Origin of the sequence: Bacteroides sp. AM37-9 (assembly GCF_003603455.1) — a bacterium.
Taxonomy (GTDB): domain Bacteria; phylum Bacteroidota; class Bacteroidia; order Bacteroidales; family Bacteroidaceae; genus Bacteroides; species Bacteroides xylanisolvens.
Genome location: NZ_QTNF01000013.1, coordinates 88,441 through 105,400 on the forward strand (window position 1 = coordinate 88,441; position 16,960 = coordinate 105,400).

General features: G+C 39.5%; 9 protein-coding genes and 1 pseudogene. All 10 read right to left on the bottom strand.

The window, feature by feature from the left end; genetic code table 11:
- Window positions 1-475: 475 nt before the first annotated feature.
- On the bottom strand, window positions 476-1,888 hold the full coding sequence (locus tag DW862_RS11340) for a DUF5009 domain-containing protein (RefSeq protein WP_120068229.1): 1,413 nt from the start codon (window positions 1,886-1,888) through the stop codon (window positions 476-478).
- Window positions 1,885-4,539, bottom strand: coding sequence for an alpha amylase family protein (locus DW862_RS11345; protein ID WP_120068234.1), 2,655 nt, complete (start codon window positions 4,537-4,539; stop codon window positions 1,885-1,887). Before DW862_RS11345 ends, DW862_RS11340 begins: the two co-directional genes overlap by 4 nt.
- A gap of 7 nt (window positions 4,540-4,546) precedes the next feature.
- Window positions 4,547-5,980, bottom strand: a complete 1,434-nt coding sequence (locus DW862_RS11350) for a calcineurin-like phosphoesterase family protein (protein ID WP_120068237.1) — start codon at window positions 5,978-5,980, stop codon at window positions 4,547-4,549.
- 22 nt (window positions 5,981-6,002) lie between these two features.
- Entirely contained in the window at window positions 6,003-7,406 is a 1,404-nt protein-coding gene (locus tag DW862_RS11355; protein ID WP_120068240.1) for an alpha amylase family protein, read from the bottom strand.
- Window positions 7,407-7,460: 54 nt separating this feature from the next.
- Window positions 7,461-8,459 (bottom strand): phosphodiester glycosidase family protein, encoded by a 999-nt coding sequence (locus DW862_RS11360; RefSeq protein WP_120068245.1) that lies wholly within the window; start codon window positions 8,457-8,459, stop codon window positions 7,461-7,463.
- Window positions 8,460-8,553: 94 nt separating this feature from the next.
- On the bottom strand, window positions 8,554-10,251 hold the full coding sequence (locus tag DW862_RS11365) for a DUF5018 domain-containing protein (RefSeq protein ID WP_120068248.1): 1,698 nt from the start codon (window positions 10,249-10,251) through the stop codon (window positions 8,554-8,556).
- Between the two features lie 18 nt (window positions 10,252-10,269).
- Entirely contained in the window at window positions 10,270-11,931 is a 1,662-nt protein-coding gene (locus DW862_RS11370) for a RagB/SusD family nutrient uptake outer membrane protein (RefSeq protein WP_120068251.1), read from the bottom strand.
- A gap of 18 nt (window positions 11,932-11,949) precedes the next feature.
- Window positions 11,950-15,174, bottom strand: coding sequence for a TonB-dependent receptor (locus DW862_RS11375; protein ID WP_120068254.1), 3,225 nt, complete (start codon window positions 15,172-15,174; stop codon window positions 11,950-11,952).
- Window positions 15,175-15,226: 52 nt separating this feature from the next.
- Window positions 15,227-16,390 (bottom strand): AGE family epimerase/isomerase, encoded by a 1,164-nt coding sequence (locus DW862_RS11380; RefSeq protein ID WP_008651671.1) that lies wholly within the window; start codon window positions 16,388-16,390, stop codon window positions 15,227-15,229.
- A 40-nt stretch (window positions 16,391-16,430) separates the two neighbouring features.
- Window positions 16,431-16,928 (bottom strand): annotated as a pseudogene (locus tag DW862_RS11385) (MFS transporter); the annotation flags it as partial.
- Between the last annotated feature and the right edge of the window lie 32 nt (window positions 16,929-16,960).

Below are 16,960 nucleotides of genomic sequence, written 5' to 3' on the forward strand. Positions count from 1 at the left end.
ATCGCATGGATTAACCATTAGTATTATTCAGAAATTAAAGAAATTCTTTCCTTATGGAGCACAATCATTATTATTTGATATCATACATTGCATAGTGAAGGTATTTCTCAATCTATTTATACTTTTTGTTCAACAAAACAAGTTCATAAAAGTACTTCTAATAAATCAATAAATCCTATTTTTATGAGTCAAAATAGCTTTCTTTTAAACGTACGTGGCGTTTCTTATAAACCAACCGTATGTTTCTTTAAAACGAACCGTACGTTTCATTACAATCAACCGTGTATTTTCCACAAACAATACGGTAATTTATATGCAAACGACCGTTCTTTTATTCGCAATTATGCATATAAATACCGTATTTTATTGTTTTCTCGCTCTACTTTCTTTCATTCATAAAAAGTGAAAAATAGTAGAATCAAAGAAAAAACGATAATATGTCGATCAATTTAATATAAAATAATCACATTGATATTTATGTTCTCCAAAACCATTTGATTTTTGTGAAGAACATAGTTACTAAAACAGCCAAAGAAGTAAGGATTACTCCTTGAAGAAATCCCAACCAGGCATTTTGTTGAAAATAAGATAATAATGAAGCAATTCCAAGTATATTAGCCAATGGCATAATCAACAAATCGCCGACCACATAAGCTATCATCGGATTCTGACCGGACATCACCAAAAAACGAGTACTTTTGACACATCGGAAATAATCACAAACGATACTTAGAAATAAAAGAGCCAGAAAAGCCAACCCGGAAGTTACAAAGAAATAACTAAAAGTAGTTGGATCTTTTTTAATGCCATTCTGGAAAGGCTCAAAACACAAACCCAGAAGAAGTAAATATGCTCCTGCGTTAAACAACTTTTTCCATAATAAAGCTATTCCATCCACCTTATGTGGAAATACACACTTGCCAGTTAATAACAATAAAACAGTAATCACCAGATTAACAACCAAATTACGAGTGTATAGACCGTAAAGATTGCCAATGATGATAACAACGGATAATATCATTAGCATAATACTCATTTTACGATAAGGAGATGTAGCATAATCATCCGTCTCTTTTTGATATGCTTTCATCCACTCCGCTAAATACTCACCGGCTATACTGCCGGGAATAACGATAAATAAGTATTTCAAATAGTCAAACCGATACATCCACAGCAAAGGAGTATAATTAAACACACTCTGTGTCCACGAACCATCAACTGTACTTCCTAATATCATAGCCATCAACAATATCAGAATTCCTAAACGCATCCAACGATTATGCATTGTGAAAATGTAAAGGATAGAACCGAAAATAGCCATATTGGCTAACAGTAAAATTATGATGTTGCTGGAGAATAAGCTGAATGTTTTCCCATCCGCATAAGAAGTGGTAGCCAACATAATAGCAGCAACAATGTAAGCTCCAACTTTTATTGAAGTATGTGCCCAATCCGGCATTTTCAAAGGAATACGCATGAACATGGGAAATAGAACAGCAAAACAGAGTATAGCCAGCAGCCATGCCCTCATATCTTGCGGGGAACTTAACATATACGGATAAAAATGCTGGATGAAAATAGCAAAGAAAGTCAACTGAATCCCTCGTTTGACAGCTTCATAAACGAGTTTTAGCTTTGAATCACCTTTTTCAGCACGTTTCCTTATGGAAAAAGGAAACGCAGCTCCCATAGCGAACAGGAAAAAAGGAAACACAAGATCTACCCAAGTAATACCGGGCAACAGAGGATTAAACACATGATCCGGCGGAGGTGTTTGAGCATGGCTCATCCAACCGGGAAGAACATGCGTTACGATGGTAGCCGAAAGTACCATCGTAATAATTGCATATCCTCGTAAGGCATCTAAAGCTAAAGCTCTGTTGTTCATAAAGATCCTCCCTCACGCATTCCTTTTTCTACTTCTTTCCAAAGATTCTTTTGGATGATGTGTACTATATCAAACACCATTAGTCCATCCGATCGACGAAGGTTCATTTCTATTGTTTCGGACAATTTCCCCGGATTATCATAGAATTGATCCACCAAGATACCCCCCATAAACTTGTTATCTTTAAGAATCTGACGCAAGTGCTGACAGGAACCTTCTACACAGTACCATGTACCGGCTTGAGCTTGCGAGTCTGTCTCGTTCCAGATGTTGCGGTTCGTTTTTTTGTATTCCTCTATCGTTATGTCTGTATAGTAATTTCCAGTTGCATACAAATCGATTAGTTCTGCGTATCCGTAATTTTTATATTCGGGAGTGGCCCAACTAAAGTCTTGAGCCGGATCATACTTTTTGCTAGCGAAATTAACTCCCACTTCGTAATAAGATGGATACCAAGCTCCGGTATATGTGCCAAAAGAAACTTTTGGATTGGCAGCCTTCACTTCCTTACGTGCCAATGCCATAAAATCAGTAATATTTTTCGTTCTCCATTCAATCCATTTATGGAAATACTTTCTCGGTTGTGTGATAAACTTTCCGTCCGTATTCTTCTTCCAAACAAAAATATCTTCGGGGAACTTAGCCACTTTTTTACCTATATATGCTTCAAACTTTTCACGTGAAAGCAGCGAGAAGTCAGCTGTTATACCATCATAACGTACACGGTCGAGCATCAGGCCATCCAAATCAGGATATTTGGTCACTACTTCTTTCAGTACATTTAGAATATGCGTACGATATTCCTCGTTCAAAGGATTAATCATAGCACCATATTTCTGTTTTTCTTCCGTAATCGGAATAATGCCTTTCTCGGGAGTATATACCATGGATGCCCAGTCCGAATGTCCGCTATACACCATTCCACGATCGAAATAATTGTGCCCGGCACAAAATACATTTAATGAAGCATGAACCTCAATCCCCAATTCATGCCCTTTTTTAATGAAGTATTGCAAATAATCAAAATTCCCGGCCTTTGCGCCTTTCCACTCTTTCATTTGTGGGGCAAACTGACTTTGATAAAGTACTTCTCCGGTAATGGGTCGGATGTCCACTATTGCATGGGTAAAACCAACTGATTTGATTTTCTCCAAATAATAGTCAATTGAGTCTTTATGGCTGAAACGTTCGAAATTAGCTTCGGCATCGAACCACATCAGTGCAGGTTTCTTTTTGATTACAATCCGGAAAGGAGAAGCAGGAATAGCCGCATTATTGCATAATTCTCCCAACATATAATTCCGGAAACAATAACGTACCTCTATGGGGTCATTGATCGAATTATTCCAGACCTTTACAGTAGAAGAACCATTGATAATTTCCGCTTTGGCCGGTCGGAATATACCATCCGTCCCCACTATTTCAAATCCTTTCACGTTTTGATTTTCCGGAGTCAATCCTTCTTCACCATGTTCAAAGTCTATTTCTACTACATTCCCTTTTACCCGGTGGGATTTGTATATAGGACCCGAATATTGAATACCTTTACGATGATACGTTTTTGCCAATGCCCAATAAGCCAGTCGTTCACCGACCTTTATCTTATAGGGCGAATGAATAAAGTTTTCACTCCCGGCGTCACCTGTGGTCACCATCCCAACATTTGGAACAGCTGACATCAACTCCAACTGACACTGGCGGAACCAAGCCCAATCCAGTTTATCATTGCCTTCCGATTTCCATGGCGCAATCTGTACGTAATAAAATGGCATTTGGGGATTGTTGAAGAATGTTCTCCATTGAGAAACCATTGCAGGAAATAATCTCTTATATAATCCGGGATCGGGTGTGTTTGCTTCACCTTGATACCAAATCACTCCTTTAACAGGAAATCCTTTCCATGGATTCACCATTGCATTCCACAACAATGTAGGAGTCCCTGCCGTCCACCCGAACTCTTTCTGTGCTACATCAGGCAATGCTATTTCCGGAAAGCCCGATAAAGTCTCTTTATTCATCCAAGCCTCTATTTTTGACATGCTCCAGGAACAATGTATCAGACCGACGGGAACATCCAAAGATTGCTGTAACTGATTGCCAAAGAAATAAGCAGTTGCACTGAAATCAGCAACATCTTCCGGAGAGGCTTCTTTCCATTCTCCGTCCACCCCAGCTTCCTGTGGAATGGTACTCCAAGCATTTTTTACAGTATAGAGACGCAGTGGACGTTTGGGATTAGCAGATACAATGTACGGCTGGGAACCAAACACAGGCTGTCCACGGAATCCTTTCACTGGCATTTCCATATTCGACTGTCCGGAACAGAACCAGACTTCTCCTATTAAAATATTCTGCAATGTGAGGTCCTCTCCATCCGAGAACGTAATACTATACGGACCTCCAGCTACCGGTGTTTGGAGAGAAAGTTTCCATTCACCTTTTGCATCAACGTTCGTTTGGATTTTTTTATTATTCCATGAAGCGGTAGCCTGTACACGTTTTCCCGAAGTTGCTGTTCCGGAAAAAGTAACTTCCGATTGTTGCTGTAACACCATATTATCCCCCCAAATGGAAGTAAGGGTTACTTTCGCTTCTGCCTTGAGGAGAAACGACAAGCATATCAATAATATAAAATATTTGGCTTTCAACATATGATCCTTATTTGTTTTCTATAACTTTAGTATACACGTTGCCGAAGCGATCTGTCACTTTCACTTCCATTTTAGCATTCTTATTGCGGGGAGTAGCATGAAAAAGATGTTCGGTAAGAACCGGGGAAATCCATTCATATTTCACTTTTTCTTTGTCAGAACAGATTGCTTTGGCTGCAGGATCATATCCTTTGTAGCGTTGCATTTCTCCCATTCGTTTTCCGTTTTCATACCATTCCACTTTCCACTGTTCATCCCAGTTCCATACATTAGCAATTATATCGGAAGGGTGCTCGTCAGATGAACCGGCTGGATATACATGTAACTGATGCTCTTTCGGGTAACCTGCACTTTTATAGATCCATTTCACTTGATTCCCGTCTACTTCATACACTCCGTACCCCCTCGGAGTACCATCCACATTGATGTCCGCACGCCACCAGGTACCGCATACAGCAGCCGTGTTATGCTCCATTAATGAGTCATTAAAGCATACATTCACATTGAAATGTGTATGTCCGGAAATGATGTGGGCATTGTACCCCTCCAATAATTTGTATAGTGCAGCTGTATTGACCGTTTCATCTTGATCCAGCGTGTTATACCTTAGCTTCTTCTCAAGACTGGAAGGAATGTGCATTACTACAAAGACAAGTTTGTCTTTGGACACATAAGAGAGATCTTTCTCCAGCCATTGGAAAGTACGTTCATCGATGTAACCTATATATTGATAGTCACGGTTGACATAAAAGCAATTGTCAAGCACGATATAATGCGCGTTTCCTTTATTAAAAGAATAGTAGATAGGACCGAAATAACTTTCGAAAGTGCGATAAGAGTATTCAAAAGTACGTCCTCCATACGTCATGTCGTGATTACCGATTGCCCGATAAATGGGAATCTCTAGTGATGATACCGTATTTATATAGGAAGGATATAAAGAAGGAGTATCTCCTACGATATCCCCACAATCTATGCCGAATACTTCTTTTTTGCCTGTATACGGACGAATATATTCTTTCATATCCTGCAGGTATTTAGCATAAGCTTTTACATCATCCTTGGAAGTTACCTGTACATCTGCCTGTACCAAAAACAGATGATTGTTCTCATTTTGCGTATTTCTTACCAATTCGAAGTCGTAAGCACCTTGCTGGGCCGAATCCAGCTTTTGATAGAATAAAGGGAGTGTTTGTTCTGTTTTCGGTAAATATCCGGAAGGAGTGGATAAATAAATGAAACGAACATCCCTGTTAGGGGGAAGAGTATATTGGCCTTGTTGGTCAGTCAGCGTACAGTCTATTCCGTCGGTAACTACTATTCCCGGGATTCCTGTCCCATTACAAGTCACTTTCCCACGAATAGGGTTAGAAGGAATTTGGGCTTGCAAATTCAAGCCCAGACCCATTAATAAAAAGAATTGTAATAAATATATTTTCATAATTAGTTGGTTAGTCCAAACCTTATTCTTCGATAGATTTCAGATATTTATCAAAGCCTGTTTTAAAAGCGTTCCAATAGTCGTATTTCTTAACGTGACAAAGGTCGAAGGCAAAGAAGCCGTCACTGTTATTGATACAAGCATCAATAGCATCCGGTATTTTTGCGGATTGTCCTCCGTCAGTCCATCCGGTACTGTTACCTATATCCGGTCCGCCTGCAAAAGGTACATCTCCCTGTAACAGTTCACGTCCATTCTTACAAAAACCTTCCATAGTCCATTCTCCGCTTCCATATATATTGTTCACGGAAGCATAGGCACCCAAAAAGATATAATCCAAATGGTCCGCATATCCATAATTCTTATAATCGGAAGTAGCCCATTTCGGATAATAAGCGGAGGTGTTGTATTTAGGGCTGGCCCAGTTTACACCTGATGTATAGTATGTTGAATACCAGGCACCGACATAAACTCCAAATTTGATATTGTTGTTGACTGATTTAACTTTCTCACGTGCCTTTACTATGAAATCATGAATAACTTTTGCTCTGAACTCCAACCACTTCTTAAAATAAACAGGCTGGTCAGAAGGTATTTCATCCGTACCGGGTACCATAATATCTGCCGGGAAGTTGGCTACAGTTTCACCGATGTATTCTTCGAACTTCTGTTTGGAGATATCTGAAAAATCACTTTCTAAACCATAATCATCATAACGACAACGGTCTAGTATGATGCCGTCCAAATCATATTTAGCCAAGTCGGCTAACAACTGTAAAACAAAGTTTTGTACATCGTCATTAGCCGGATTGAAGAACTTCGCTCCATAATCAACTCCATCATCCAACAAATCCATTGTATTCGTTAGCCCATCGGCCAGATTAGCTACACTAGCCCATCCCTTTTTAGAATCATCACGGAATAGTACTCCATCATGTCCTAAACTATATGGACATAAATAACCACCTACAAATGTATTGATAGAAGCATTCACTTTTAATTCCTGTTTACGGGCCTCATCAATAAATGCTTGTAAGTAATCCCAAGTTTCGGTTCGTTCATAATAACTATACCCTGAATTTCCCCATACATCCATGCGCTTCACCTGATCTACGACATCAGTATTGAATAACACATCTCCCGTAGTGGGACGCACATCGACAATAATATCAGTAAAACCTGCCGCTTTTATCTTTGCCATATCTTTGGCTATGTTTTCCTTATTATTGGCATAGTCCGGGAAATTGGCAGCCGCATCAATCCAAATATATCGTGGTTTAGCTTCTGTGACATCTGGCTCTTCCGGCTTTTCTGTCGAATTATCATTCCACGGCCATCCGGGAATTCCATCAGAATCGTCACTACAGGAGGTTATTGTAACCGCTCCCAAGAAAGTCAATGCTAGTATTTTTAGAAATTTTCTCATATGATACTTGTTTTATTAGGTAGATACTGCCGATAGATCCGCAGTACTATTTTTTTATTTAAGAGTAACTACTGATGCTACGGATCTCTCGTCTCCGCTAGAGTCACTTGTCTTGATAGTCTCTTGCCCATTGACTAACATGCAACTAGAACCACCGCCGTCCAGATTGATAGCATCCGTACATCCCAGTGTTTTCATAATGTTAGCTACATTTTCGGTAGTCATACCAGCAACTCCTGTTGTCATTCCATCTCCTTCACATACAAAAAGAATCATTTTTTTATCATTTGTGATACCAATGGCAGAGCGTGGTCTGTTTGCAGTGGCGCCAATGTCTGATAAGATCTCTTCTTCATATGTATTTTTAATATTCCCATCCAATAGAAGTACAGGTCCACCGCCTATTCCTGTTTTAGCATTTAAGACAGTTCCTGTAGACGGAAAGCTTTCATTAGGAGTTGTTTCTGATTTCACAGGTGATGGCTCCGAATACCAATAAGTAACATTGGATAGTGTAGTGTAAGTCCACATTGATTTAAATGAACCATCATTCATTTCACAGAATGCAGCTAATACAGGATACCAGAATGGGCCGTTAACCCAATCTTCTGTTGTTACATCATTGTTCTTGCATACTATTTCGCCGTTACGCCATATCAGGCTTAATGAACCCTCATAGAAGAAACCTCCATTGATTACAATTGTGGAGTTATTCTCTTCATAAAATTTCTTTGGCTTTTTCAATCCTGCCTTTTCTCCTAATACACCAAATGCTGCCTTACTCATATCACCTACTGCAATATAGGCTATCGCTTTTTTACCTTCCAGTGTTTCCGGTGACTTATATACGTTAATATGTTCAGGCAAAATTCCATAAGTGTCTTTCACATTGGTCCAGCCTAAATTTACAATATCAGGATTGGCTTCAACAGGTTCAGTTGGAGTCTCCGGTTCTGCCCATGGCCAATCCGGAATATCAGTATTATCATCACCACATGCTATGAAAAAAGGCAGTAATGATAATAGCCATAACATTTTTTTCTTTGTTGACATATAGCTACTCCTTTAAATGATTTACAGATTTCTTTATCCCATATATGATGAGTGGATACTTTCTCATCATATATGAAATAAAGAGATCAATTAATTATTTGTCGATACAATCAAACTCATATCCTCCGATAACCTTACAGTTGTTATCCACGTAGTAAGCACGGAGTTTATATCCATCTGTTGTCGGAGCAAGCAGTACATCACCTGTTGCAGCTATACCATCGGATGAATTGTATGAGGAAAGTGAAGGATTGAATGACAGAGCATCCGAAGTAGATATCGTACCCGTGAATGAGCCGTCTGACGTTACATCATACATATATAAGCATGGAGTTCCACCCCATTGCGGGAAATGAGCTGTACATACCAATACAAGATATTGTGCATTATTAAAGCTTCTTGTATCCAGACAATTGTTATTCATTGCCCAAGAATTACCATTGTCGGAGTCTTCCAAAGATTTACTTGCATTATTATTTGCTCCATTCACCCAATGAAGTATGTTAGGATCATAATATGACAAGAAATAATCACTTTGAGCAGTAGTTCCTTTAGTCACAACTTTAGTGTTTGATGCAGGTGCTCCCCAATTACCTACACCGTTTACTGAAATAACTTGAGGACTTCCCAATACGCCATCTGTTATAATCCAACGAACAAACTTATTGGAACCTGAACTGGCTGTTCCATCACAAGTGGCAATTATAGAGGCATTAGTATTAATATCTCCTTGAACAGATACTTTCGTACCCATATCCAAACCTGTATTATTAGTATAAGTAGTCAATAAAGTCGGAGCTGTCGTAACAGAAGAAGTCTTATAGATAGAGAAAGACTTGCCATTAGTAGCCTTCGTTGCTAATAATATATTTCCTTTACTATCACTTGTCATACATCCTAAAGATGCAACATTCACACTACCCAAAGTTACATTACCAACCTTATTTCCTGTAGACGCATTGTAATATGCAGGAGTTGTGGCACCATCACCCAGGCAAACCACCAAATTATTTCCGGTAACAGCCAAAGAAGGTGCATTTGCAGCAGTCCAAGGTAATCCGATGACTCCCATATCCAATTTAAACAATTCTGTTTCACTACCTTTTCTGTATCCGTAAGGAATCTTATCCGGTACTGCTTTTTGAATAGTATAAGTTTGCTTTGTCACTCCATCGTGAGCAATCACTGTAAGCTCAACAGGTGAATTAAAATTAAGAGGCTCTGTTTTAGGATCCGGTGACATGGTCGCATGAGCCGACAGTGAATAATCTGCCAAGCAAGAAGATAAATCTTCCGCAGAGATTAAAGATACAGTTTTGTGGTCTTCATCAATAATACCTGTAATGTCTTCAGACGGTATTGAGAAACTTAATAACTGACACTTAGTAGACTTAACTCTTTCGCTTGTGATGCAGATTTGTTTCTTATATCCTTGAGCGTCTGTATAAGTGAAATAATTCTCTTTAGTCAGATCGAGAATTGAAAGAACCGGTTCAATAGTACAGTTTGGTGCCAACTTTGCCTGAATCCTCATCGCTTTCATATATTCTGAAGTTTCATTATCACTATTTTCCGGATAATACCATGGCATAGGAATTACATACTTATCTACAGAAGCATCTGCAATAGTATATACCACAGCCTCTTTATCCACGTATGGCCCAGAAGTAAAGAGTGCAGTCAAGCTCGTGATTCCCTGTCTGTCCGCAGTAGGAAGCACATATTCCGGATCCTGGCAAGAACTCGTGAGAGCCAAAATCCCTAATAATAGATATAATATATTCTTTTTCATAATGTTTTCATTTTAGATTTATTGCCATTCTGCATATTGAGTTACCGCACCGTTATTGTCCAACTCTGCCTGTGGCATTGGGAAACGATACATCTTAGTCGGGAAATTACGATCTTTATCATCACATTCTGTATAAATGTAAGTGAAAGACCCATTTGCATTTTTCTCTATTTTCATTCCATGAAGACGAATACCGGTAAATGCTGTCGCAGATAATTTCCAACGACGCATGTCCCAATAATAATGTCCTTCATAAGCAAGTTCTACTTTGCGTTCCTGACGGATGGCTTTCATTAAATCATCCCCACTTTTGTCTGTGTAAGACAATCCCACTCTGTTACGAATATCTTTTATGTCTTTATTTGCCTTATCCGTATAGCCATTCAGATGATAACATGCTTCTGCATGATTCAGTAATACCTCTGCGTAACGAATTTCGGTCCATGGCTGTGTACTGGCTTGTATGGAAGTAAAATTATGAGCTTCATCTACCAGTTTACGTAAATAATACCCGGTAGTAGAACGTCCTTCTGGTTTAGTATCTGTTTTCCATGCAGCCCAACCATCAGTACCGTTTACGAAAGATTCTATTGTTCTGCCTTTCCATGTTGCTCCATTATAAAGAATGGTAGCTTTAAAGCGTGGTTCTAGTTTATCATAAGGAGGAGTCGTTGTAGTACCTTCAGCAGTATGCCATGCACTCCAATCGGGGAAGCCACTACCATCTGCATATTCATACGATTCAACCATCTCTTGTGTCGGAGTACCGAATCCACCAGTCATGGAATTGCCATCCAATGCTTTATCACCTCCAGGAACCATATATCCATCAAAGTCATGAGTCACAGTGGAACTCTTATCATAACAATATTGTAAAATGGCTTCTTTGCTTCCTGCTTTAAAGGCATTTGAATAGTCTTCTTTTGCTTCCAGTTCATAGCCCATTCCCATCACCTTTTCCGCTGCGATGCGAGCGTCATCCCATCTTTCTGCATACAACATGGCTCTTGATAACATTGCATAAGCTGCTCCGCTAGTAAGACGTCCGTTAGGAGTTTTATCAACAGGCAAATGTTCACCGGCATATTTTAAGTCATTATATACAAAGTTCCATCCATCAGCTTCCGAACTAACCGGCATATCCTTTTTTATATTATCCAGATTCTCATCGTATATAATCACTTCTTTATAACGCTTTAATAAATCAGTATAGAGATACCCTCTGAAGAAACGCATTTCAGCTTCCAGGCGTTCTTCATCCGTCTGACCAAATGAAGCATATTTCTTTAATTTGTTGATGCCTTCATTGACACGGCGTACATATTCGTACATCGTCCCCCAGTTGCCCAGGTAAGTACTAACATAATTCACTGTAAGAACAGAACCTCCATAAGCAATTTCACTAGGGATCTGACATTTAGCCATATAGTTGTAGGAACCATATTTAAGCTGGTCTGTCAAAGCTTCTGTCATTCCTGCCAAACATTGTCCGTCCCGATAGACTCCTAAATAATCTATATAGCGATAGAAATCGTTGACTGCCTGTTCTGCATAGTCGAGTTTACTCCATACAAGTTTATCTGATGCTCTGTCCGTTGGAGTCATGTCCAGATAATCACTACATGAGCCAAGCCCTAAAGAGGCTCCCAACAATATGATACTTAATACTTTTGTTTTCATAATAGAACTTTTAAAGGTTTAGAAAGTCAAAGTTATACCGCCCATAATGGTGCGTTGTTGAGGATAATATCCGTTATTTACTCCCGGAGATTCAGGATCGATTCCATCAGGAAGACCGCAGAGCGTAAATAAATTAGAACCTTCTACATAAATTCTAAGATTCTGAATGCCGACAGGACTCATCCATCTCTTGGGGAATGTGTAACCCAATTGTGCGGATTTGAGACGAAGGTATCTACCGTTACGTAACCAGAAAGTGGAAGCTAATCCATTATCTCCTCCATGTCCTTGATTACCCAGTGTAAGTCGTGGGAATGTTCCATTCGGATTTTCTACTGTATATGCATTCTGAACTAAATATAATGGTGAGTTGGCACCTTCTTTAAATGCCTGTGTCCATACAGTGTTGTCGTCATAACCATTATAATAAGTACCCGTCAATGATACGTCGAACAGTGCACCTCCAGTAAATTGTGCACTTAAATCGAATCCATTCCAGACACAATTCAGGTTCAAACCGTAAGTTAATTCGGGACGATTGCCACGTCCAACACGTGTTCTGTCATCTTCGTCTATTTTGCCATCACCATTTAAATCTCTGTATTTGATATCACCGACATTAGGACGAGTGCCATACCAGGCTGAATTGTCTATTTCTTCTTCTGAACGGAATAAGCCATCTGCAACCCACACAACAGAAGCATCGACACTACGTCCTGTGCGTTTTCTCCACTCTACTGTGTTCGGACTATCCGGATAACGGAGATAACGGTTTCTTGCAAATGTCAGATTGAAGCTTGCGCCATAGGAGAATGGCTTGCCTGCCAAGTTTAATTTATTACGATGGCTCACCGTTACTTCAACGCCTTTGCTATCGACCTTATTATAGTTGGCATAAGTATAATAATATCCTCCCATAGATGGGGGGTAATCGCCTCCCATTGCTGTCAAAATATCATAGGTATAATTATAGAATGCGTCAAACTCCATTCCCAACAGACCATTCCACATTGTAAAGTCAAATCCTGCATTGTAGGTTAAAGTGTTCTCCCAAGTTAGAGTAGGATTGGCAATTACAGAGGCGCGTAATGCTTGCATTACTTTTCCATTCAGAATTGTTTGGTATGCATTTTTGTTACCATCCATCAAATTGTAAGTACTAAGGAAAGCATACGGACTCACTGCATCGTTTCCTAATAAACCGACAGATGCACGTATCTTCATATCATCCAGAAATGTCAGACTAGACATAAAATCTTCTTTAGATATTCTCCAAGCTACTGATGCTGACGGGAAGAATGCCCAACGTTTCCCACTAACATTGCCGGCAAACTTGTAAGAACCATCATATCGACCTGTAAACTCTGCCAAATACTTATTGTCATAGTCATATTTCAAACGAAAAACATAACCAATACTACGGTTTGCATCACTGTATCCCGAGATTGGAGAGTCTGCCGGTTGTCCAAAGCTCAATTCCGGTAGTTCAGAGAAACTCATGTTCTTATTATAGCCGGAGAAACTGTTTTCTTTATAATCCCGGATTTCTGCCAATACCATTGCTTCTACATTATGTTTTCCGAAGGAGCTTGCATAGTTTATACTTCCTTGGCCTACCATTTGATGAGAACTATACTGTCCTTCACCTAAATTTATTCCATTTGCTGTGCCGCGAGGATCGTCTGCTTTAGACCAAGTCCAATCTGCTGTCGAAGTCGGCATTTTATGTATATATGTGGAGTAAGGCGTATTCAAATTCTTATTATGAGAAGTTGTATAGTCATAAGCTCCGGTTACTTTTACACTCAAACCTTTAACCCAAGGCACATTGTATTGCAATGAGATGTTGGTCTGCAAATCAAAGCTATTGGTATGCTTGTATCCGGATTCATAAATAGCAGCCAACGGACTGTTGGGCAGACTTGTGTTATTCTGTGTAGTAGCAGTATAAAGTCCGTCATATGTTTCCGGCAAATAGGGATGCATCATTATAGTCTGATGAGCTACTGACAACCAACCTTGTTCACCCAATTCGGAATTAGAATCCGTACCGCCTGAAGCATATCCCGGAGTTTCACGTTTACCGACATTTCCTGCAATACCTAAACTTAACTGGAAGTTCTTAGCCAGTTGGGTCTCAAGATTAGTTCTTAAATTGTATCTCTTGTAAGAGAAATTGTCAATGTTACCTTTTTGACCTAAATAACCCACAGAAGCAAAGTAACGCATCTTATCACTACCTCCCTGTATTGTTACATTGTGTTTCTGATTAATACCGGTTCCGAATACTTTATCAATATAGTTAACATTATCCCATCCGTCAGTAGGATCACCATTCAACATAGCTTCCACATTCGCCTTTGTAAAAACGGGATTATATTGACTAATGTTTGAAATGCTTCCATTAGCCATTTTATCCATCATGTCAGCCATATTATAATAATATGCAAATTGAGGTCCATTCATAAACTGCGGGAAGTTTGCATTCATAGATGCTCCTATTGAACCATTATAAGTGATTTTGGATTTTCCTTCCTGACCTTTTTTTGTAGTTATAATAATAACACCACCGGCTCCTTTTAATCCATAAACAGCTGCAGAAGCTCCATCTTTCAAAACAGATACACTTTCGATATCATTAGGGTCAATATCATTAATAGAACGAGGCATTCCGTCTACTATATAAGTAACATTATAAATAGAGCCACGAACTCGTAATGTAGCCTGATCGTCTCCGGGTTCACCAGATACTTGAACAGATGAAATACCTGGCAAACGTCCACCTAAAAGACTCGACACATTGGTTGCCGGTGCTTTCAGCAGTTCGTCGCCTTTCACCGCAGATACGGCTCCGGTTAAAGATTGCTTCTTGGCAGTACCATATCCTACCACAATCACTTCATCCAAAGCTGCCACATCATCTTTCATAACCACATTAATGGTCGTCTGACCTGCTACCTTTATTTCCTGATCTGACATTCCAACATATGAGAATGATAAAATGTCTTTTGCGGTGGCCTGAATGCTATATTTTCCATTTACATCTGTAATAGTGCCATTAGTAGTTCCTTTTACGACAACACTTACTCCTGGTAGCGGTTCTCCTATACCATCAGTAACAGTTCCTTTCACTAAACTCTGTGCATGACTACTGATAGCACATGCAAATAGCGCGCAGATTGAAAACATAAATATTTTCAATATACGAGAGTTCTTCTTGATTTTTGAGTTAAACTCTGTCATAGAATTAATTTTTAGATTATTAATATAGATTGGTTAACATATCCATTATTGTTTATAGCTGTTCCAATACTTTCCAGCATTGGTATAACCCTCTTGGTACATGGAAACATCCTTTCCATTTTCCTCCTTTGAGTGGTAGTAGCACTTCACCTCTCCGATTTAAGTATCCATACCATTCGGGATGCTCTTTATCTTTAAAATGGGTCCATGTATAATCGTGTACTTTTTCAAACCATTCCAGACATTGGTTATCTCCGGTCAATTGATAACTCTTCAGAAGAGATATGAGTGTTTCAATATGCACCCACCAGAGTTTCTGGTCCCATTCCAGTTGTTGGGGAGGACAACCGTTACGATCCATAAAATAGTAGATACCTCCATATTCTTTATCCCAACCATATTCAAGCATTGTAAGAGTGATATTCTTAGCCTTTTCGATTAATTCCGGACGGTTTAGGCGTTTCCCTAAATCCATTATAAACCACATGGCTTCAATCGCATGGCCAGGGGTAATCTGCCGTCCTTCAAAGCAATCTATCAGATTACCATTCACATCTACATTCTCAACAATGATACCACCAAGTTCGGGACGATAGAAGACAGACATAACTTCATGAATACAAGTATCCATCGCTTGTTCCAAATAGTCCTTGCCTAAAATATGCTCAATTTCCATAGCAAGATTGCATAGTATCATCGGCAGGGCAAAATTTTTTAGATTACGAGTGCCCGGATGAAGTTTATTCCATTTACCTTTCGGATTATCTACTTTGGAAAGGATAATATCGAAGGTTTTCTTGGCAATGTCAGCATATTCCTGATTACCGGTTGCAAGGCTTAATTGCCCGAAAGCCATGGCAGCGAATGTATATGAAAAGATATTGTATGGTTCTACCAATGGTCTACCCAAACGGTCAAGGGAAAAATACCAGTTATAGTCTCCATCATGTCCATATTTTTTTAAAAACTCACCACCTTGAACGGCACAATCCAGCCATTCCTTACGTTTTTCCACTTTATTGTAAAGCATAGAGAACATCCACACTTCGCGGCCTTGCAGCCAGATAAATTTATCTGTATCGAAAACTCTTCCTTCACGATCCAAACAGGTGAAGTAGCCTCCATATTCATGATCTTGTGAGTTTTCAAGCCAGAAAGGAAGAACATTATCCAAGAGTTCATCCTTGTATTGATTTGCCAGTTTCTTAAAATCCATACATCTTTTATTATTAAGTTATTAAGGTCTTTTTGTTTTACTATTCCGAACGGGTCCAATATCTTTCAATCTCTTCCAGCGACTTCCCGGTAGTCTCCGGCACGAGTTTCCAGACAATTAGCATATACGGTACGCACATAACGGCAAACAGGAAGAATGTTCCGGCGGGGGTAAGGTTCTGGAGCATCCAGGGGGTTAACTGTCCGATCAGGTACGTTCCGATCCACAGAGCAAATCCTGCTATCGACATGGCCAGTCCGCGAACCTTGGTGGGATACATCTCCGAGAGGAGTACAAACACCACGGCACAGATGGATACAGCACAGCAGAATACATAGAACAGGAAGAAAATGAGCAGGAAGAGGCTGGATACTTCCAGGGAATCTCCGAAGAGGAAGTAAAGACCGATAAGGACCAGAGAGAGCACCATGCCCGAAACTCCGTAATAAACCAGTTTCTTGCGGCCCACCTTATCGATGATGACAAGAGCCAGAACGGTGGTCAAAGTATTGACTAGTCCTACCAGAACTTGGTAAAATCAAAGTTTACTGTTTGCATAGTAATATTATA